This window comes from Rhodococcus sp. NPDC059179 (assembly GCF_042754885.1).
Taxonomy (GTDB): Bacteria; Actinomycetota; Actinomycetes; order Mycobacteriales; family Mycobacteriaceae; genus Rhodococcus_G.
Genome location: NZ_JBHZBV010000014.1, coordinates 76,379 through 95,147, shown reverse-complemented (window position 1 = coordinate 95,147; position 18,769 = coordinate 76,379). Strand labels below are relative to the sequence as shown.

The following is an 18,769-nucleotide window of genomic DNA, read 5'->3' as shown; positions in this document are numbered from 1 at the left end:
AGGCGTAGTTGGCGGTTCTGGAGCCATACTTCGCCGTCAAGGGCGTTGTCGGGACCCGAGCCACTAGGGTCGGTGCCACCATGCGCGCCGAAACGCTCGTCCCTGCGTACCCGGCCGCCGACGACCGGCCGCGCCGGGCGCCCCGCTGGTGGCAACCCTCCGGCGGTCGCGTTCTGCAGGTCGCCTGCGCACTGATCGCCCTGCAGTTGGCCGTGCGCGGCGTGGTCCTGAGTCGGGGCTACTTCTACTGGGACGACCTGATCCTGGCCGGGCGGTCGGGCTCCATGCCGCTGCTGTCGTCGGAGTTCCTGTTCTACGACCACGACGGGCACTTCATGCCCGCGGCCTTCCTGGCCGCCGGGATCGCGACACGGTTGGCGCCGTATCACTGGCTGGTGCCAGCGCTGATGCTCCTCGCGCTCCAGGCGCTGGCCTCGCTGGCCGTGCTGCGACTGCTCCTGCTGATCCTCGGGCGCCGCCCGGTCATCCTGATCCCGCTGGTGTTCTACCTGTTCTCGCCGCTGACCCTGCCCGCGTTCGCCTGGTGGGCCGCCGGCCTCAACGCGCTGCCGCTGCAGATCGGCCTCGCCTGGGTGACCGGGGACGCGATCCGGTTGTGCCGCACCGGCAGAGCGCGCTACGCGATTTCCGGGGTGCTGGTGTTCGCCGCGTCGCTGCAGTTCTTCGAGAAGGCCGTGCTGGTCCCGTTGGTCGCCCTCGTCGCGGTCGCCCTGATCTACCGGGTCGACGGCCGGGCGCGACCGATTCGCACCGCCGTGACCCGTGGGGCCCTGCTCTGGGCGCCCGCGCTGCTGTTGGTGGTCGTGTGGTCGCTGATCTATCGCCTCACGGTGACAACGGACTTGGCGCCGCACGACGGTGTATCGGCGATCGAGATGATCCGGCACGCGACGTCGAAGGGATTGCTGCCGACACTCTTCGGCGGGCCCTGGACCTGGGACCGCTGGCCGCCGAGCCCGCCGTGGGCGGACCCGCCCGCGTTGCTCATCGCCGCGAGTGGTGTCCTCGCGGCGACCGCCGTCGCCGCGACCGTGGTCTGGAAGCGGCGCGTCGGCTGGGTGTGGATCGCGGTTGCGGCCTATGTGTTCGCCTCGGTGGCGGCGATGGTCGTGACCCGGTCGGGTGTGGGGACGACCTTCGAGCTCGGGCAGACGCTTCGCTATCTGACCGACAGCGCGGTGGTCATCGCGGTCGCGCTCGCTCTCATCCTGCGCGCTCCCGCCCGCACGGTCCTGGCGGGCGCGTGGCGAGGCCCGACGGTCGCACTGGCACTGATGTCCGCGTTCGTCGCAGGCAGCCTCGTCTCGACTGCGACCTTCGCCACGAGCTGGCAGGACGACACGACGCGCGACTACCTGGCCAATGCCCGATCGGCGCTCGCGGCACACCCCGATGCGCCACTGCTCGAGCAGCCGGTGTCGCTCGGGGTGTTGCTGCCCGTCGCGCACCCGCACAACCTGATCAGTCACGTTCTCGGGCCGCTGCCCGATCGACCCGAGTTCGCCGCGGCCACGCCCGAGCTGCGCATGCTCGACGATGAGGGAGGTCTGGTCGACGCGGCGGTGACCTGGGTCCGGTCGGTCGATCCGGGTCCGAATCCGGGTTGTGGACACCGGGTCGGGTCTGACCTGGCGAGGCTGCCGCTCGACGGGCCGCTGGCCGGCTGGGAGTGGACCGTTCGGCTGAACTACCTGGCCTCGGCGGACGGCGAGGTCGCGGTGTCGCTCGAGCAGGGGGAAGGTGTCACGGTGCCCGTTCGGAGCGGACCGAACAGCGTGTTCGTCCGGTTGACGGGCGGCGGTGATCACCTCGAGGTCCGCGCGCTTGGACCGGACCTGACGGTGTGTGTGGGATCCGGACCGGTAGGTGTGGTGGTGCCCAGTTCGTGATCGGACTGGGTGATCTGCGCATGGGGTGTCGACAATTCGCGCACCAGGAGCCGACTCGGACAATTCGTTCACCCTGAACGCATGTCCGGATGTCATCATGCCGCTATGACCTGGGTTATCGAACACGCGGATTGCGTTCCGCCGCTTCAGTCTCCCGACCTCACCCGGCTGCGTTGGGTCGGGTCGTCCACCGCAGGGCCGGAGTTCGTGCACCCGCCCGAGAGGAGCGTCACGGAGTGGCTGTTCGGGTCCGGGTCCTCGCTCGAGCTCACCTTCACCCCGCCGCGGTCGGTTCTGCGCGCGGCCTTCGGCGGACGACTGCCCGATCGCCTGGACGCGGTGCTGACGGCCCACGAGCACGCGGTCGAGGAGACGTTGGCCACCTGGGAGCGGCACGCGACGGCCGTGCGGTTCGACACCTGCGCCGGAGTCGAGTGGTGTCCCGCGGTGGGTCTGGCCGGGCTCTCGGAGATCGAGATCTCGCCGGAGCGTCAGATGATCTGCACCCGGGTGCACGTGTCCACCCTGGCGCTGACCCTGGACGACGACCAGTGGCGGGCGCTCGTGGTCGAGCGGTTCCTGGACTGGCAGACGCACGCGTGGTCCCAGTACCAGCGTCTGCTCGCGATGGGGGTGCGGCGATCGCTCGGTTGGGGGTTCGAGTTCCCGTCGCTGACGCAGCAAAACAGGGTGGTTGCCGACGCGGGCTGATTCGGTTGCGGGCCACGGCCCGAGGCGTTGCGTTAGGGTGCGTACTGAAACTCATGTCGGGGGGCAAGGGCGACACGGGGGGTCGAATTGAACGCAGGCACGGCGCTGCTGCAGACCGCGGGTCTGACGCAGCGGTTCCGGGGCGGCCTTCAGATGCGCGGGGCCGACGGGATCGACATGTTCTCCGGGATCTGCCGATTCGAGGCCGAGCAGCCGTCGCGGTTCAGCGCGTCGATGGGATCCACGGATTTCGGCGCGGTCCGCGTGAACCGGATGAAGTCGACAGCCGTCACGGGTGTCCGCCCGCCTGCCATGCTCGACGACGAGATGGGTGACTATGTCGCGGTGGCGTCCGTCCGGTCGGGCACCGTCGGGCTCGAACAGCAAGGCATCTCCGCTCAGTGCAGCGCGGGCGACATCAGTTTCGTCGACTTCGGGCGCGAGTTCCGACTCGACGTCGCGGCAGGCAGCGAGTGCGTCTTCGTCTACCTGCCTCGCCAACTGCTCGCGGAGAGGTCGATCGATGCCCGAAAGCTCACCGGTGCAGTCATTTCCGGATCACCGGTCGGTGCCGCGCTCGTCGGGATGCTCGAGCCGCTGACCGGTCACCATCCGAACACCCTCGCCGAGCAGTCGCTGGTCGAGCGTGCCATCGCGGACCTGGCGCTGGCCGTGATCGCGCAACCGGCAGACGAGGCGCCCGCTCCGGAGGAGATGGCCGTCGGCAATCGCGCGCGGGTGTACGACTTCATCGAGCGACACTTCACGGATCCGACGCTGAACGTCGATCGCGTCGCCGCGGGGATCAACGTCAGCTCGCGCTACCTCCACAAGCTCATGGAGGGCGACGGCATCTCCGTCTACGGCATGATCCGCAGGCGGCGGGTCAGGCACGGTATCGACCTGCTCGCGGATCCCCGCGTCGCGCACCTGTCGGTCGGCCAGATCGCACGCCGCAGCGGGTTCACCGGGTTGAGCCAGTTCGGCCGCGCGGTCAGGGACATGGCAGGTGAGTCGCCGAGGCAGATCCGGCAACGGGCCATGGCCCTGGTGTAGCACTTCAAGTGCTACCATAGGTCATGGAGCGAATCGGCATCAGGGAGCTCCGGCAGCACGCGAGCCGGTACGTGGCCCGCGTCAGGGCGGGGGAATCGGTCGAGGTCAGTGATCGCGGCAAGCCGGTCGCTCGTCTCGTTCCGCTCGCTGCGGGCCAAGATGAGCGTGCTGCGTTGATTGCGCGCGGCGAGATCGCCCCGGCGCCCACTTCCCGGCGGGCGATCGACGCGAGCTTGCTGGCCGAGGGTGATCTGACCGGTGTGCTCGACGAGATGCGAGACGACCGGTGATCTATCTCGACACCTCTGCAATGGTGAAACTTGTTGTCAGGGAGGCGGAATCGGATGCCCTCGCGCGATGGCTGAACGACCGGCTCGACGAGAATCTGGTCACGAGCACGATCGGGCGCATCGAGCTGCTGCGGGCCGCGGGCAGGGTATCGAGCTCGGTCGTCACCCGCGCCCGATCCTTTCTCTCCACGGTCGATGCCATGTCGCTGACGCCGGCGATCGCGGGGTTGGCAGAAACGATCGGTGCCCCGGCGCTCCGGACGCTCGATGCACTCCACCTGGCGGCCGTGTACACGCTGGGCCCGGCCGTCACGACGTTTGTCGTTTACGATCAGCGTCTAGCGGAGTCTGCGATCGATCTGTCCATTCCTGTTGCAGCGCCAGGTATTTGACTCGACTCAGCCCAGGTGCTCGATCAGCTCCGCTGCAGCTGCCCGCCCGCCGCGGTTCGCCCCGATGGTGCTCGCGGACGGCCCGTAGCCGAGCAGGTGAATCCGCGGGTCGGACGCGACCTGCGTGGCCAGCCTCCCCGTCATGGTGATCCCGCCGCCGGGCCCGCGCAGCCGGAGCGGGGCCAGGTGGTCGAGCGAGCTGCGGAACCCGGTGCACCACAGGATCACGTCGGCGCGCCGCTGCGTTCCGTCCGGCCACCGCACTCCGTCGGGGGTGATCTCGCTGAACATCGGCAGCCGCGCGAGTGCGCCGCGGGCGCGGGCGGCCCGGATCGCTGGGGTGACCGCCAGCCCGGTCACCGACACCACCGAGCCGGGCGGCAGCCCGCGACGGACCCGGTCCTCGACCACGGCAACCGCGGCCCTGCCCTCCTCAGCCGTGAACGGCTCGTCCCGGAACTGCGGCTCGCTGCGCGTCACCCAGGTGGTGGACGTGACCAGGGAGATCTCGTCCAGAAGTTGCACGGCGGAGATGCCGCCGCCCACGACAACCACGTGAGCGCCCTCGAACTCGGCGGCGCTCTGGTAGTCCCTGGTGTGCAGTTGACGCCCCAGGAACCGTTCGGCTCCCGGGTAGCGCGGGATGAACGGGCGCTCCCAGGTGCCGGTGGCGTTGATGATCCCGCGGGCGGTGACGGCGCCGGAATCGGTCTCCAGGGTGAGCAGGCCGTCACCGGCCCGGTCGCAGACCACCCTGGTGTGCACCGGCCGATCGACCGGCAGCCCGAATCGGCGCTCGTACTCGGCGAAGTACCGGGGTACCGCCTCCGCGGCGTGTACCTCCGCGGGTGCCGTGCCGTCCAGGACATCGGTGAACGGCATGCCAGGAAGGTCGTGCACCCGATTGACGGTGCTCAATGTCAGCGATGGCCATCGGAACTGCCACGCACCGCCAGGCCCGGGGGAGTGATCGAGGATCACGAATCCCGTACCGGGGTCGAGCCCGAAGCGGCGCAGGTAGTAGCCGGCGGACAGCCCTGCCTGCCCGGCGCCGATGACCACGACGTCCGCCCGTGTCTGCATGGTGGCAACCTCCCGGGTGTGAACGGTACGGTCAACCACATGATCGGGACCAGCCGTGACGGTGATGTGGTGACCATCGAGCTCCAGCGAGAGGAGCGGCGGAACGCTCTGAACACGGAGCAATGCGTGCTCCTGCGCGACGCCGTCGACGAGGCGGTCGCGCTTGGGGCGCGGGCGATCGTGCTGACCGGGCAGGGCTCCGCCTTCTGCGCGGGCGCCGACCTGTCCGGCGACGTCTACGCCGACGGATTCACCGACACCCTGCTCGAGATGCTGCACACCGTCGATTCGACGCCGATCCCGGTGATCGCCGCGGTGAACGGGCCTGCGATCGGTGCGGGCACCCAGCTCGCCCTGGCCTCGGACCTGCGAGTGGTCGCTCCCGATGCCCACTTCGCCATCCCCGCCGCCAAGCTCGGCATCTCCGTCGACACCTGGACCGTCAAGCGGCTGGTGTCCCTCGCGGGCGGCGGACCGGCCCGCACGATGCTGCTCGGCGCGGAGTCGTTGTCCGCCGATGAAGCACTGACCGCTGGCCTGGCGAACAAGATCGGCGACCTCGCTTCCGCGCAGGACTGGGCCAAGCGAATCGCTGCCCTGGCGCCGCTGTCGTTGCGACACCTCAAGATGGTCTTCAACGACGATGGCACCCAGGACGAGCCGACGCCCGAACAGCTCACCGCGCTGCAGGCGGCGTGGCGCAGCGAGGACATGGACGAGGCCCGCGCGGCGCGACGCGAAAAGCGGCAGCCGGAGTTCAAGGGCCGATGAGAATGGGGATCAAGGGCGCACTCGCCGCCGCGGCCGGCCTGGCGGGGATCGCGGCCCTCGCCCGCGTCGGCGTGGAGCTGTCCTCGGCCATGGGTGCCTCCACCACGGCGATCGCGCCGCACGCCACCGGTTCCGCCCGGTATCGCGGCAAGCGGTTCCACAACACCGAACCCAGCAGCCAGTTCGTGACCACGCGGTCGAGCATCGTGACCTCGATCCTCACCCGAGGCCGACTTGGTCGACCGAGTCGGCCGATCCCGCTGGCCACTCCGCTCGCACCCGCGCTACCCGCCGAGCTGGCTGTCACCTGGTACGGACATTCCAGTGCGCTGATCGAGATCGACGGGCACCGGGTGCTCACCGATCCCGTGTGGAGCCACCGGGTCTCGCCCTCCCGGCTGGTCGGGCCCGCGCGGCTGCATCCGACCCCGGTCGGCATCGACGCCCTGCCGCAGGTCGATGCGATCGTCGTCTCGCACGACCACTACGACCACCTCGACAAGACCACCGTCCTGGCGCTGGTGCGCACCCAGCGCGCGCCGTTCGTGGTGCCAAGGGGCATCGGGGCGCACCTGCGGCACTGGCGGGTTCCGGAGGACCGGATCGTCGAGCTCGACTGGGACGAGCAGGCCACCGTCGGAGGCCTGACCCTCACCTGCACCGAGGCCAGGCACTTCTCCGGTCGGGGGCTGGTGCGCAATCCGACGCTCTGGTCGTCCTGGGTGATCGCCGGACCACAGCGGTCGGTGTTCTTCGGCGGCGACACCGGGTACACCCCGAGATTCGCGGAGATCGGCAGCCGGCACGGGCCGTTCGACCTGACGCTGCTCCCCGTCGGCGCCTACGACGAACACTGGCCGGACATCCACATGAATCCGGAGGAGGCGGTCCGAATGCACGCCGACCTGAACCTGGGCAAGCCCGCTTCCGGCGTCCTCGTGCCCGTGCACTGGGCCACCTTCAATCTGGCCTTCCACCCGTGGGCGGAGCCGGTGACACGGCTGCTGACGGCTGCGGGCGTCGTCGGCACGAGGGTGAGCGTGCCGATGCCGGGACAGCGGATCGACGTGCTGCGCCCGGCCTCGCAGCGTCAATGGTGGCTGCGGCTCGCCTGAAGCGGAAGTCGGCGCGCGCTCGGCGGTCTGGCATAGCCTGGCTGGCATGGCCTCCGACGAGAATTTCGGCGACGGTGTGACGGTCGCGATCCTTCCAGGTGAGATCGACCTCTCGACCGGGTTGACCGCGGCGCAGGTGGCGCGACGGGTGGCGGACGGGCAGACCAACGACGTGCCCGGCCGCGCGAGCCGGTCGGTCAAGGAGATCGTCCGGGCAAACGTGTTCACCCGGATCAACGCGATTCTCGGTGTCCTGCTGATCATCGTGCTGGCCACCGGATCGGTGATCGACGGCATGTTCGGACTGTTGATCATCGCGAACAGCGCGATCGGGATGATCCAGGAGATCAGGGCCAAACAGACCCTCGACAAGCTGGCGATCGTGAGCCAGGCCAAGCCCCAGGTCCGGCGGGACGGCGCATCGGTGTCGGTGGCACCGAACGAGGTGGTCATCGACGAGATCATCGAACTCGGTGCAGGCGACCAGGTCGTGGTCGACGGCACCGTGGTCGAGGGTGAAGCCCTCGAGGTCGACGAATCGCTGCTCACCGGTGAGGCCGATCCCGTCCACAAACAGCCTGGCGGACAGGTTCTCTCGGGCAGTTTCGTGGTTTCCGGCAGCGGCGCCTACCGGGCCACGAAGGTCGGCAGGGACGCCTACGCGGCGAAGCTGGCTGCGGAGGCGAGCAAGTTCACGCTGGTGCACTCCGAACTGCGCAGCGGCGTCGACAAGATCCTCAAGTTCATCACCTACCTGATGATTCCGGCCGGACTGCTGATCGTCTACAACCAGTTGTTCGTCAGCGAGCAGGATCTGCCCGCGGCCCTGAACGGCATGGTCGCGGCGCTCGTCCCGATGGTGCCGGAGGGTCTGGTGCTGATGACCTCGCTGGCCTTCGCGGTCGGTGTGGTCCGGCTCGGCCGCAGGCAGTGTCTGGTGCAGGAACTCCCCGCGATCGAGGGGCTGGCCCGCGTCGACGTCGTGTGCGCGGACAAGACCGGCACCCTCACCGAGAACGGCATGCGACTGTCGGAGCTGCGGGCCCTCGAGGGGGACGAGGCGTCGGCGCGCGACGCGCTGGCGGCGATGGCGGGCGCCGATCCTCGGCCGAACGCGAGCATGCTGGCGATCGCGGAATCCTGTGACGGCGATCCCGGCTGGTCCAGTACGGCCGTCGCGCCGTTCACCTCCGCCAAGAAGTGGAGCGGTATCTCGTACGGCGACAACGGGAACTGGGTGCTCGGCGCCCCCGACGTGTTGCTGGACCCGGAGACCGACGCCGCGCGCGAGGCCGAGGAGATCGGCTCGAAGGGTCTGCGCGTGCTGATGCTCGGCAGCAGCGACCTGCCGGTCGACGACACCGCGGCGCCGGGCCGGGTGACGCCGCGGGCGCTGGTGGTGCTCGAACAGCGGGTGCGGCCCGACGCCCGCGAGACCCTGGAGTACTTCGCGGATCAGCACGTCGCGGTCAAGGTGATCTCCGGTGACAACGCGGTTTCCGTTGGCGCGGTAGCCGGTTCGCTGGGGTTGCCGGGCGGCGATCGTCCGGTTGACGCCAGGGAGCTCCCGACCGAGCGGGAGGCGTTGGCCGACACCCTGGACACCGCCACCACTTTCGGCCGGGTGCGGCCGGATCAGAAGCGCGAGATGGTGGGTGCGCTGCAGTCGCGTGGCCACACGGTCGCGATGACCGGTGACGGTGTCAACGACGTGCTCGCTCTCAAAGACGCGGACATCGGGGTGTCGATGGGTTCGGGCAGCCCCGCGACGAGGGCGGTCGCCCAGATCGTGCTGCTGGACAACAAATTCGCCACCCTGCCGTACGTGGTCGGTGAGGGGCGCCGGGTGATCGGCAACATCGAGCGCGTCTCGAACCTGTTCCTCACCAAGACCGTGTATTCGGTGTTGCTGGCACTGCTCGTCGGGCTGTCGGGGGTGCTGTCCCAGCTCTTCCACTTCGAGCCGATGCCGTACCCGTTCCTGCCGCGGCACGTCACGATCGCGGCCTGGTTCACCATCGGCATCCCGGCGTTCATCCTGTCGCTCGCGCCGAACAACGAGCGGGCACGCAGCGGATTCGTCCCGCGGGTGATGCGGTTCGCGGTGCCGTCCGGCCTCGTCATCGGCGTCGCCACATTCGTCGCCTATGTGCTGGTGTACGCGGGGCCGGATTCCACCGAGACACAGCGGGTGCAGGCGGGTACCACCGCCCTGATCACCCTGATCATGATCGCGCTCTGGGTGCTGGCCATCGTGGCGCGGCCGTACACGTGGTGGAAGGTACTGCTCATCGCGGGTTCGGTGGCCGGCTACCTGGTTCTGTTCGGATTCTCCTGGACCCGTGAGTTCTTCGAACTCGATCCCTCGAATGTCGGTGCCACCACTACCGCGCTCGTCTGCGGCGCCGTGGGAATCGTGCTCGTGGAGGCCTCCTGGTGGATCTCGGGTGCCATCCACGGGGAGAAACGGCGGTTGTTCGCACAACCCGATGTCGGTGGCGCGACTGGTGCAAACCTGTGAGACTGGGGCGGTAGCGGGGGTAATGCCCCGACGACCCAAGGTGCCTGGTCGGCACCGGAAGAGGAGACGCTATGAGCTTCATGGAGACCCTCAAGGGACTGTTCGGCAAGGGTAAGCAGGCCGCCATTGACAACGCCGACAAGATCGAGGGCGCCGTCGACAAGGCAGGCGACTTCATCGACGAGAAGACCGGCGGCAAGTACGCCCAGCATGTCGACAAGGCCCAGGATGCGGCCAAGAAGGTCATCCCGAACGAGTAAGCAGCGCACAACCAGGAGCCGCAATGCCTGATCAGTCGCCGTACACGGTGGAACTTCTCTTCGATCGGGATTGCGGCTTCTGCGTGCGCAGCGCCGAGTTTCTCGGCCGCATCGACCGTCGCGGGCGGGTGAAAGCGGTTGCGCTGCAACAACGCGGCGCGCCGGAGCGATTCGGGGTGGACACCGAGTCCGCGCTCGAGCAGGCCTGGGCGGTGGACTCGCGCGGCGACCGATACGCGGGTGCGGGCGCCATCAACGCGGCGCTCTCGGGGGTGCTCGGCACCCGAATCCCGTTGTTCGTCTACAGGATCTGGGGGATCCGCCAGCTGCAGGACCTCGCCTACCGCTGGGTGGCGGCCAACCGGCATCGGCTGCCGGGTAAGGGCGGAAGCTGCGCGGTTGAGTAGGCGATGACCTCCACCTGGCTCCTGTTCGTCGTCATCGCGGCCATCGGGGTGGCCGGGTTCGCCAAGCGTCTCGACCTGCAGGTCCCGTTGGTGCTCGTCACCATCGCCGGTGCTGCGTCGTTCATCCCGGGCATCCCGCGGCTCGAGCTGGCACCGGACCTGATCCTGGGTGTCGTGCTTCCGCCGCTGCTGTATTCGGCGGCGCTCGATTTTCCGTTCGCCAGCTTCCGGCGGAACATCGCGCCGATCCTGCGGCTCGGAATCGGCATGGTGGTGGTGACGACCTTCGCCGTCGGCTGGTTCGCCAACTGGCTGGTCCCGGAGCTCACCCTCGCGTCGGCGCTGGTGCTCGGCGCCGTGGTCGCGCCGCCGGATGCGGTCGCCGCGGTCTCGGTCGGGCGCAAGCTGGGGCTGCCCACCCGGATGATGGCGATCCTCAAGGGGGAGAGCCTGGTCAACGACGCGGCGGCGCTCACACTGTTCGCGCTCACCACCGCCGCGGTGACCGGCAAGAAGATCGCGATCGACTCCCCGGTGCTGTTCTTTCTGTACGAGGTCGTCGGCGGCGTCGTGATCGGCCTGGCGCTCGCGTTCGCGGTGCGGTTCTTCCGGTCCAGGATCGAGGATTCACCGATGGAGACGGTGCTGGGGCTCGTGCTGCCCTTCGCCGCCTACGCCGCGGCCGAAGAGGTCCACGCCTCCGGGGTGCTCGCGGTGGTGACGGCCGGGTTCGTGCTCGGCCGCGATTCCGGTGACGAGTCCATCTCGACCCGGATCCAGGAACGGTCGGTGTGGCCGACGGTCGACCTGGTGCTCGAGACCTTCGTCTTCGCGTACATGGGCCTGCAGCTGCGGTTCGTGATCGACGACGTGCAGGACGAGGGGCTGCCCCTCCATCATGTCTTCGCCTATGGGCTGGCGGTTCTCGTCCTGGTGATCGCGGTGCGCCCGGTGTGGATCTTCCTCACCAGGGGCAGGCGCCCGCACTGGCGGCAGAACCTGGTGATCTCCTGGGCGGGCATGCGCGGGGTGGTCACCCTGGCCGCCGCCTCCGGCGTCCCGCTGACCACGCTGGCGGGAGACCCGTTCCCGGGCAGGGGCGTCATCCAGGCGATCGCCTTCACGGTCGCCGTCGGCACGCTGCTGATCCAGGGTTCGACCCTGCCGATGCTCATCCGCAGGCTCGACGTGGCCGATCCGGACGAGGACCTGCGCCTCGAAGGGCAGGTGGCGCTCGCCCGGACCATCTCCCGGGACGCCGCCGAGAAGTCCCTGGGCGAGGCGCTGCGCAGCCCTCCACGCGGGGTCGATCCGCAGGAGCTGTCGGAGATCGTCGGTCGGGTCCGCCGGGCCGCGCAGGCGAGGGCGGACGCGGAGCGCGAGGAGGAGGCGAGCGAGCAGAAGGCGAAGGCGGCGAAGGCGAGTGCGCTCTTCAACCGCCTGCGCAGGCAGGTGCTCAGGGACCAGCGCGCCGCCCTGATCGGCGCCCGCGACTCCGGTGCGCTGGACGACGAGGTGTTGCGCCAGGTGCTGGAGGGGCTCGACGTGGAGGAGGCCGCTGCCGACGCGCGGGTGCGTCGGCAACGGTGGTGAACCGTCGGCTCGGGCAGAATCAGGTCGTGTCCCGGACCCGAGCGTTTCTCGCCGCGATCGCCTGCGCCGCGCTTGCCGCGGGCTGCTCCGATTCCCCCGCCGAGTCCGCAGGGCAGGCCCAGCCCACGACGACCGAGGCCACCACGACCGCACCCGCGCCCAAGGGCGACGAACGAGGGTCGCTGATCGACGACCGGCCGCTCGCCGCGACCGCGGCCACCAGCCCGCTCGGGCCGGTCACGGCCCGTACGCTCGTCTACCGATCCACGTCGGGTCTGGACGGCAGCGGAACGGAGGTGTCCGGCACGGTCTTCGTCCCGCCGGGGGCGGCACCAGACGGCGGGTGGCCGATTGTCACCGTCGGGCACGGCACCACCGGCGTCACCGACGAGTGCGCGCCCTCGCGGCATCAGGACCTACTCGGGGCGGTCGGCATGGTCAACGCGCTGCTCGAGCGGGGCTACGTCGTCGTCGCCTCCGACTACCAGGGCCTCGGCACGCCGGGACCGCACCCGTACCTGGAGCCGAAGTCCGCCGCCTACAACCTGATCGACGGGGTCCGGGCGGCACGGGCGGCGGTGCCGAACACGTCGAACCGGTGGGCGGCTTTCGGCCTCTCGCAGGGCGGCCAGGCATCCTGGTCGGCCGCCGAGCATGCGACCGAGTACGGCGACGGCCTCGAATTCGTCGGCGCGGCAAGCCTTTCCCCAGCGGCAGACCTGTCGCACATCGCCGACGACCTCGGCGGGATCGATCTGACCCTGCCGCAGCAGATCTGGCTCCCGATGCTGCTCGCCGGGATCGAGGTGCAGCATGCCGACCTCGATCCCGCGAACTACATGAGGGGATCTCTCGCCGACAACAGCGAGGTCCTGATGTCGTGCACCGGGCCGTTGGCCGCGCGGAAATGGGATGTGGCGCTGCAGGTCAGCCGGGCGGACAGCCTGCCGCTGACCGGTGCGGACACCGATCGGATGCGCGGGTGGCTGGAGCGGATGGCGTTGCCGCAGGGACGCGCCGACGCGCCGCTGCTGGTGGTGGTCGGAGAAACCGACAGCCTGATCCCCGCGGACTGGACCAGGGCGGCCGTGACGAAGGCCTGCGGGCTCGGCGACGTGATCGCGCTGGAGTCGCGGCCGGGCGAGGGACACGCCGACGCGAGGGCGAACGCTGGCGCGGTGGCCTGGATCGCGGACCGATTCGCGGGGGTGCCCGCACCGAACACCTGCGCGGGCACCCCGTGAGCGGCGCTTCAGGAGTCGAACAGCGAGCCGAGGGATCCGAGGTCGAGGGAACCGAAGTCGACTGAGCCCGCGGGCGGGTTGCAGCCGGTGATCGTGGTGGTGTGCCACTGCCGGTCACCGATCCACTCCGGGCCGCCCTGCCCGAGGTCGCCGGGAGGGCCGAGGATCATCCGGTAGTCGAGCTTGTGGGTGTCGGCGTCCGGGTTCGGCAGCGGCGGGTCTGTCGGCTTGAGGCCCGTCTTCAGATTGACGGTGTAGGTGGCCGTGACGGTCTCGCGGTCGTTGACCATCGGGGTTTCCGGCGTGTTCGGGAACTCCGGCCAGGTCGGGAAGTTCGCAGTGGAGTGCAGGCCGGCGGTGCGGCCGGTGATCCCGCTGCCCCAGTCGGGTCCGGTGAGCGGTTCGTCGTCGATGCGGAAATCGATGGTGTACGTGGTGATGTTGGTCTGGTTGTCGATGGTGAAGAAGGCGTTGCAGTCGCCCTTGTCCACCGCGGAGAAGCGGACGGGGCCGGTTTGCTGCCCGGGATCGGGATCGGCGGCGAGCGCAACGCCTCCGGTCAGAGCGATGGTCGCCCCGACAGCGAAGACGAGCGTGGGTAGCCGGTGGGTGAGGCGGGTCATGTGGTTCGCCTTTCGATTTGACGGCTGGAAGGGTCTGACGGTAGGGGAGGGTTCTCGACGGTGTGTCGATTCGCGGAAATCTCCTGAACTGGGCCTTTCGCTTTGTGATGCGCACCAACTGGGACGTCTTGTCGTAGCGTTTACCCATGACCGCGACCAGCCCGCTCGACCGACTCCGTCGGCTGTGCCTGCGGATGCCCGAGGCGACGGAGCGGGTCAGCCACGGCGAGCCGGCCTGGTTCGTCCGCAAGGCGCCGCAGTTCGCGACCCTGGCCGACCACCATCACGACGACCGGTTGGCGTTCTGGGCGGCCGCGCCTGCGGGCGCACAGTCGGATTGGGTGGCCCGCGACCCGGAGCGGTTCTTCGTGCCGCCGTACGTCGGCGGGCGCGGGTGGATCGGGGTGTATCTCGACCGTCCGCAGGAGTGGGACGACATCGCGGACATCGTCGAGGACGCGTACCGCACCGTGGCCCCGCGGATACTGGTCGCCCTGCTCGACGAGACGGAGGGCCGGTGACCGGCACGGCCGCCGCGGTTCTGCTGGTCATCGTGGTGGCCGCGCTCGCGCTCGGCGTCCTGTGGCTGCGCACCCGCAGGGCGCTCACCACGCCGGCGGAGCGCGCCGTGCACGCCACCCTGCACACGGCGGCGCTCGCCGCGCGACCGCTGCGGCGCGGTCTCGATGCCACCTCCGCGGCCGAGGCGGCCCCACACCTACAGGCGCTGACCGGCGCGGCTGCTGTCTCGCTCGCCGCCGCGGACGGGACATTGCTCGCCTGGAGCGGGCCGCACGAGGACCTGGCCGAGCGGTTCCGTGAGGCCGGGCTCCGCGCCGTCGCGGGCGAGCGCCGGGTCCTGGTCGAATCCTCCGAGCTCGGCAAGCCGGAGGTCGGAGCGTTGATCGCGCAGCCATTGCTCATCGAGGATTCGGGCGTGGTCGTCGGCGTGATGGGCGTGCTGACCGCGGGGGAGCCGGGCCCCGGCATGCTCGGCGCCATCACCGAGGTCGCCCGATATGCGTGCAGCCAGATCGAGCTGGCCGAGCTCGACGCCTCTCGGGCGCGTCTGGACCGGGCGGAGGTCCGCGCCTTACGCGCCCAGATCAGCCCGCACTTCATCTACAACGCGCTCAACACGGTCGCCTCCTTCGTCCGTACCGATCCGGACCGGGCGAGGGAGCTGATCCTCGAGTTCGCCGACTTCACCCGATACTCCTTTCGGTCCGCGGGCGAGTACACCCTGCTGGCCGACGAGCTGCGCAACATCGACCGCTACCTGACGCTCGAGCGGGCCCGGTTCGGCATGGCGCTGGAGGTCCGATTGCAGGTGGCCCCCGAGGTGCTCAACGTGGTGCTGCCGTTCCTGGCGCTGCAACCACTGGTGGAAAACGCGGTACGGCACGGGATCTCGAGCAAACCGGAAGGTGGGACCGTGAGCATCGTCGCGGCGGACGAGGGCACCGACTGTGTCATCAGCGTGGAGGACGACGGCGTCGGGATGGACCCGGAGCTGTTGCGCTCGGGTTCGCTGGACGCGGTCGAATCCGGCGGCGATCGGCCGAGCGCCAGGGAGTCTGCCCATGTCGGCCTGGCGAACGTGGACGACCGTCTGCGTGCGGCGTTCGGCAACGACTACGGGTTGGTGGTGGAGACGGCTCCGGGCGCGGGCACCAAGGTGAGCATGCGGGTGCCCAAGTTCAGGCCGGGGATCCGCGCCTGAGCGTCGAAGCGTGGCACGATAGGTCCGTTGTGACACAGGACGCCCCGCTGACCGTGCTGGCCGTCGACGATGAGCGACCCGCCCTCGACGAGCTGGCGTATTTGTTGCGCGCTCAGGACGCGGTCGGCGACATCCTCACCGCGAACGACGCCACCACCGCACTGAGGGTGATCAAGGACCGGCTGGGCCGGTCAGCCGCGATCGACGCGGTGTTCCTCGACATCAACATGCCTGGCCTCGACGGCCTGGAGCTGGCCGGGGTGCTCGCCGCGTTCGCGGATCCGCCCGCGGTGGTCTTCGTGACCGCGCACGACGACCGGGCGGTCGCGGCCTTCGACCTCGGCGCCGTCGACTATCTGCTCAAGCCGCTGCGCGAGGAGCGGTTGGCGGAATCGATCCGGCGGATCGTCGCGCTCAAGCAGCAGCGTGCGAGTCGCGCGACGCAGGGCAGGCCCGAACCCGATGCCGACGAGGTGATCCCGGTCGAACTGGGCGGCGTCACCACCCTGGTGCCGCGGTCCGCGGTGGCGTGGGTGGAGGCGGACGGCGACTACGCCAGGCTGCACACGGCCAGCGGGTCTCACCTGGTGCGGATCCCGATCTCGGCCCTGGAGACGCGCTGGGAACAGGCCGGCTTCCTGCGGGTGCACCGCTCGTACCTGGTATCGCTGCCGCTGGTCACCGGAATCCGCAGCGTCGGCAACGGCACGGTGGTGTGCCTGCGGGCGATCGGCGACGGCCCGGCCGTGGAGCTGCCGGTGAGCAGGCGTCACACCAGGGAGCTCAAGGACCGGCTGGTGCGCGTGCCGCGACAGAACTGGACCGGACGGTGACCGCGCCTGGCGGCGCGCCGAGGGCCAGGGAACGGGTGGTGCTGGCCAAGCGGCACGGCGCCAGGATCGTGCGCACCCGGGTGGAGGTCCAGGAGCAGACCGAGGTCGGCGACGCGATGATCCGCGGGCTGGTCCGCGCCCAGCTGGGGTTGGCCCTGCGGCTGGCCCTGCTCGCCGCCGGGCTGCTGTGTGCGGTGCCGTTGCTGATGATCGCGTTCCCCGGCCTCTCCGAGGCGGCGGTGCTGGGGATCCGGCTGCCCTGGCTGGTCCTCGGGGTGCTGGTGTACCCGGTGCTGCTGGTCGTCGGCAGGCTCTACATCGGGCGCGCCGAACGCAACGAGCAAGAGTTCGTCGACCTGGCCGACGACTGAACCGGGTTGGGAGCGACGGTGTCCGGTCAGCCCATCCCGGTGGCCACGGTGCTCGGCCTGCTGGCCGCGGCGGTGGTGACGGTTGCCATCGGCATCTATGGGGTCCGGCTGGCGCGAACCACCTCCGACTTCCTGGTCGCCTCCCGCAGCGTCGGTCCGCGCTGGAACGCCGCCGCGATCTCCGGTGAGTACCTCTCGGCGGCATCGTTTCTCGGCGTCGCGGGCCTGATCGCCAAGTACGGTGCCGACGCACTCTGGTATCCGGTCGGGTTCACGGCAGGCTATCTGGGTTTGCTGCTGTTCGTCGCCGCCCCCTTGCGCAGATCCGGCGCCTACACGGTGCCGGACTTTGCCGAATTCCGTTTGGGTTCAACACGACTGCGCAAGCTCGCCATGGTGGTCGTGGCGGTGATCTGCATCCTGTACATGGTCCCGCAGTTTCAGGGAGCGGGCCTGACGCTCGGCATCCTGCTGGGCACCCCCGCCTGGGTCGGCGCGGTCGCGGTGGCGGCGATCGTCATCGCGAACGTGGTCGGCGGTGGCATGCGCTCGATCACCTTCGTGCAGGCCTTTCAGTACTGGCTCAAGCTGACAGCGGTCGCGGTGCCTGCACTGGTGCTCGCGGTGCACTTCCTCGGCGAGGAGCACGACCTCGGCTCGCCCGCCCCGCCGACGGTGGGGGAGCGCACCACGGTGGACATCACCACCGACGTCGTCGTCCAGGTGTCGGATCCGGTCGGCGCGAGCGTCCGCGGGACCCTCGACGGGGCCGAGGTGGACGGCGCGGTCACGCTGGGACCGGGCGAACACGTGCTCGGCTCGGGCACGGCTCTGGTCCTCGAGGCGGGTTCGCCGGTGCCGGTGGTCGCGGGCGCACCCGCCACCGGCGACGAATGGCTGGAGCCCGGCTCGGGGTTCGGCGGCGAGCACCCGCTCTTCCAGGTGTACTCGCTGATGATCGGGATCTTCCTGGGCACGATGGGACTGCCGCACGTGCTGGTCCGCTTCTACACCAACCCCGACGGCAGGACCGCCCGGATGACATCGCTGGCGGTGATCGGGCTGCTCGGGGTGTTCTACCTGTTCCCGACCCTGCTCGGCGTCTTCGCCCGGTTGTGGGTGCCGCAGCTGCTCATCACGGGCACCTCGGATGCGGCGGTGCTGCTGCTGCCCGGTTCGGTGCTGTCCGGCCTCGGTGGTCAGTTGCTGGCCGCGCTCGTCGCGGCCGGGGCGATCGCCGCGTTCCTGTCGACGTCCTCGGGGCTGCTGGTCAGCGTCGCGGGCGTGTTGAGCACCGACGTGCTGCGCGGCCGGGTCCGTGACTTCCGGCTGGCCGCGGTGCTGGCGGGCGTGGTGCCGCTGGCGCTCGCGCTCGGCGTGGCATCCGTCGACCTGTCCCGGACCGTCGGGCTGGTGTTCGCGGTCGCCGCGTCCACCCTGTGCCCGCTGCTGGTGCTGGGCATCTGGTGGCGCGGGCTGACCGCGGTCGGGGCCGCGGCCGGGATGGTCACCGGTGGCGTGGTGTCCGGGGCTGCGGCCCTGCTGACCGCGGTCGGCGGCTGGGGTGCGGGGCCGTTCACCGGCTGGGCCGGTGCCGTGATCGGCTATCCGGCCGCGGTGAGCGTGCCGCTGGCGTTCCTGGTCATGGTGCTGGTCAGCCGCGCCACCCGCGGCCGGGTGCCCACGGACATCGGGCGGATCTTCACTCGCATGCACGCGCCGGAGCGGCTCGGCGTCGGCAAGGACCGCGAGAGGGACCTCCGGTCCCCGTGAGTCCTTCCGGTCCGGAGAGGGGCCAGAAGGACTCACGGGCGGCGCAGCCGCGTCCGCCGTTCGTCGCGTCGCAATGACCGTCCGGCGCGCGAT

General features: G+C 69.9%; 19 protein-coding genes. 17 read left to right on the top strand and 2 right to left on the bottom strand.

Annotation, left to right across the window (positions count from 1 at the left end; translation table 11 throughout):
• The first annotated feature begins 80 nt into the window (after positions 1 to 80).
• From ACFXMV_RS20830 to ACFXMV_RS20810, 5 genes are all read left to right on the top strand, one after another.
• Positions 81 to 1,910 (top strand): hypothetical protein, encoded by a 1,830-nt coding sequence (locus ACFXMV_RS20830; RefSeq protein WP_378503511.1) that lies wholly within the window; start codon positions 81 to 83, stop codon positions 1,908 to 1,910.
• 105 nt (positions 1,911 to 2,015) lie between these two features.
• Positions 2,016 to 2,621, top strand: a complete 606-nt coding sequence (locus tag ACFXMV_RS20825) for a relaxase domain-containing protein (protein ID WP_378502276.1) — start codon at positions 2,016 to 2,018, stop codon at positions 2,619 to 2,621.
• An 87-nt stretch (positions 2,622 to 2,708) separates the two neighbouring features.
• Positions 2,709 to 3,677: a helix-turn-helix domain-containing protein gene (locus tag ACFXMV_RS20820; RefSeq protein WP_378502277.1), complete on the top strand. Its 969-nt coding sequence runs from the start codon at positions 2,709 to 2,711 to the stop codon at positions 3,675 to 3,677.
• A 23-nt stretch (positions 3,678 to 3,700) separates the two neighbouring features.
• Positions 3,701 to 3,967: a type II toxin-antitoxin system Phd/YefM family antitoxin gene (locus tag ACFXMV_RS20815; protein WP_378503510.1), complete on the top strand. Its 267-nt coding sequence runs from the start codon at positions 3,701 to 3,703 to the stop codon at positions 3,965 to 3,967.
• A complete protein-coding gene (locus ACFXMV_RS20810; protein ID WP_378500220.1) occupies positions 3,964 to 4,359 on the top strand; it encodes a type II toxin-antitoxin system VapC family toxin in 396 nt (131 codons plus the stop codon). The genes ACFXMV_RS20815 and ACFXMV_RS20810 overlap by 4 nt, the downstream gene beginning before the upstream one ends.
• Before the next feature lie 6 nt (positions 4,360 to 4,365).
• Here the strand turns inward: ACFXMV_RS20810 and ACFXMV_RS20805 are convergent, their stop codons facing one another.
• Positions 4,366 to 5,442: an NAD(P)-binding domain-containing protein gene (locus tag ACFXMV_RS20805; RefSeq protein ID WP_378500221.1), complete on the bottom strand. Its 1,077-nt coding sequence runs from the start codon at positions 5,440 to 5,442 to the stop codon at positions 4,366 to 4,368.
• Positions 5,443 to 5,481: 39 nt separating this feature from the next.
• Between ACFXMV_RS20805 and ACFXMV_RS20800 the strand changes: the two genes are divergently transcribed.
• From ACFXMV_RS20800 to ACFXMV_RS20770, 7 genes are all read left to right on the top strand, one after another.
• Positions 5,482 to 6,213: an enoyl-CoA hydratase gene (locus ACFXMV_RS20800; RefSeq protein ID WP_378500222.1), complete on the top strand. Its 732-nt coding sequence runs from the start codon at positions 5,482 to 5,484 to the stop codon at positions 6,211 to 6,213.
• Between the two features lie 2 nt (positions 6,214 to 6,215).
• Positions 6,216 to 7,328 (top strand): MBL fold metallo-hydrolase, encoded by a 1,113-nt coding sequence (locus ACFXMV_RS20795; protein WP_378500227.1) that lies wholly within the window; start codon positions 6,216 to 6,218, stop codon positions 7,326 to 7,328.
• A 46-nt stretch (positions 7,329 to 7,374) separates the two neighbouring features.
• Positions 7,375 to 9,849, top strand: a complete 2,475-nt coding sequence (locus tag ACFXMV_RS20790; protein WP_378500223.1) for an HAD-IC family P-type ATPase — start codon at positions 7,375 to 7,377, stop codon at positions 9,847 to 9,849.
• A 71-nt stretch (positions 9,850 to 9,920) separates the two neighbouring features.
• Positions 9,921 to 10,109, top strand: coding sequence for an antitoxin (locus ACFXMV_RS20785; protein ID WP_378500224.1), 189 nt, complete (start codon positions 9,921 to 9,923; stop codon positions 10,107 to 10,109).
• A 23-nt stretch (positions 10,110 to 10,132) separates the two neighbouring features.
• Entirely contained in the window at positions 10,133 to 10,516 is a 384-nt protein-coding gene (locus tag ACFXMV_RS20780) for a thiol-disulfide oxidoreductase DCC family protein (RefSeq protein ID WP_378500225.1), read from the top strand.
• A gap of 3 nt (positions 10,517 to 10,519) precedes the next feature.
• On the top strand, positions 10,520 to 12,109 hold the full coding sequence (locus ACFXMV_RS20775; protein ID WP_378500226.1) for a Na+/H+ antiporter: 1,590 nt from the start codon (positions 10,520 to 10,522) through the stop codon (positions 12,107 to 12,109).
• A gap of 26 nt (positions 12,110 to 12,135) precedes the next feature.
• A complete protein-coding gene (locus ACFXMV_RS20770; protein WP_378503509.1) occupies positions 12,136 to 13,353 on the top strand; it encodes a lipase family protein in 1,218 nt (405 codons plus the stop codon).
• An 8-nt stretch (positions 13,354 to 13,361) separates the two neighbouring features.
• Here ACFXMV_RS20770 and ACFXMV_RS20765 read toward each other — a convergent pair whose 3' ends face one another.
• Positions 13,362 to 13,976, bottom strand: coding sequence for a hypothetical protein (locus tag ACFXMV_RS20765; RefSeq protein WP_378499175.1), 615 nt, complete (start codon positions 13,974 to 13,976; stop codon positions 13,362 to 13,364).
• Positions 13,977 to 14,122: 146 nt separating this feature from the next.
• On the opposite strand from ACFXMV_RS20765, the gene ACFXMV_RS20760 reads away from it, so the two are divergent.
• The 5 genes from ACFXMV_RS20760 to ACFXMV_RS20740 are packed head-to-tail and all read left to right on the top strand — an operon-like array spanning position 14,123 to position 18,676.
• Positions 14,123 to 14,497, top strand: coding sequence for an MmcQ/YjbR family DNA-binding protein (locus ACFXMV_RS20760; protein WP_378499174.1), 375 nt, complete (start codon positions 14,123 to 14,125; stop codon positions 14,495 to 14,497).
• Positions 14,494 to 15,699, top strand: a complete 1,206-nt coding sequence (locus tag ACFXMV_RS20755; protein ID WP_378499173.1) for a sensor histidine kinase — start codon at positions 14,494 to 14,496, stop codon at positions 15,697 to 15,699. The genes ACFXMV_RS20760 and ACFXMV_RS20755 overlap by 4 nt, the downstream gene beginning before the upstream one ends.
• A 29-nt stretch (positions 15,700 to 15,728) precedes the next feature.
• Positions 15,729 to 16,532 carry a LytR/AlgR family response regulator transcription factor gene (locus tag ACFXMV_RS20750; RefSeq protein WP_378499172.1) on the top strand — a complete coding sequence of 268 codons (804 nt, stop codon included), beginning with the start codon at positions 15,729 to 15,731 and terminating at the stop codon, positions 16,530 to 16,532.
• Positions 16,529 to 16,903 (top strand): hypothetical protein, encoded by a 375-nt coding sequence (locus ACFXMV_RS20745; RefSeq protein ID WP_378499171.1) that lies wholly within the window; start codon positions 16,529 to 16,531, stop codon positions 16,901 to 16,903. Before ACFXMV_RS20750 ends, ACFXMV_RS20745 begins: the two co-directional genes overlap by 4 nt.
• An 18-nt stretch (positions 16,904 to 16,921) precedes the next feature.
• Positions 16,922 to 18,676 carry a cation acetate symporter gene (locus ACFXMV_RS20740; protein ID WP_378503508.1) on the top strand — a complete coding sequence of 585 codons (1,755 nt, stop codon included), beginning with the start codon at positions 16,922 to 16,924 and terminating at the stop codon, positions 18,674 to 18,676.
• Positions 18,677 to 18,769: the final 93 nt, after the last annotated feature.

Excerpts from the sequence above, each read along its gene's own strand:
- ACFXMV_RS20775 (WP_378500226.1), top strand. The coding sequence starts at position 10,520 with ATGACCTCCACCTGGCTCCTGTTCGTCGTCATCGCGGCCATCGGGGTG.
- ACFXMV_RS20825 (WP_378502276.1), top strand. The coding sequence starts at position 2,016 with ATGACCTGGGTTATCGAACACGCGGATTGCGTTCCGCCGCTTCAGTCT.
- ACFXMV_RS20790 (WP_378500223.1), top strand. The coding sequence starts at position 7,375 with ATGGCCTCCGACGAGAATTTCGGCGACGGTGTGACGGTCGCGATCCTT.
- ACFXMV_RS20800 (WP_378500222.1), top strand. The coding sequence starts at position 5,482 with ATGATCGGGACCAGCCGTGACGGTGATGTGGTGACCATCGAGCTCCAG.
- ACFXMV_RS20805 (WP_378500221.1), bottom strand. The coding sequence starts at position 5,442 with ATGCAGACACGGGCGGACGTCGTGGTCATCGGCGCCGGGCAGGCAGGG.
- ACFXMV_RS20795 (WP_378500227.1), top strand. The coding sequence starts at position 6,216 with ATGGGGATCAAGGGCGCACTCGCCGCCGCGGCCGGCCTGGCGGGGATC.
- ACFXMV_RS20765 (WP_378499175.1), bottom strand. The coding sequence starts at position 13,976 with ATGACCCGCCTCACCCACCGGCTACCCACGCTCGTCTTCGCTGTCGGG.
- ACFXMV_RS20785 (WP_378500224.1), top strand. The coding sequence starts at position 9,921 with ATGAGCTTCATGGAGACCCTCAAGGGACTGTTCGGCAAGGGTAAGCAG.
- ACFXMV_RS20780 (WP_378500225.1), top strand. The coding sequence starts at position 10,133 with ATGCCTGATCAGTCGCCGTACACGGTGGAACTTCTCTTCGATCGGGAT.
- ACFXMV_RS20815 (WP_378503510.1), top strand. The coding sequence starts at position 3,701 with ATGGAGCGAATCGGCATCAGGGAGCTCCGGCAGCACGCGAGCCGGTAC.
- ACFXMV_RS20830 (WP_378503511.1), top strand. The coding sequence starts at position 81 with ATGCGCGCCGAAACGCTCGTCCCTGCGTACCCGGCCGCCGACGACCGG.
- ACFXMV_RS20760 (WP_378499174.1), top strand. The coding sequence starts at position 14,123 with ATGACCGCGACCAGCCCGCTCGACCGACTCCGTCGGCTGTGCCTGCGG.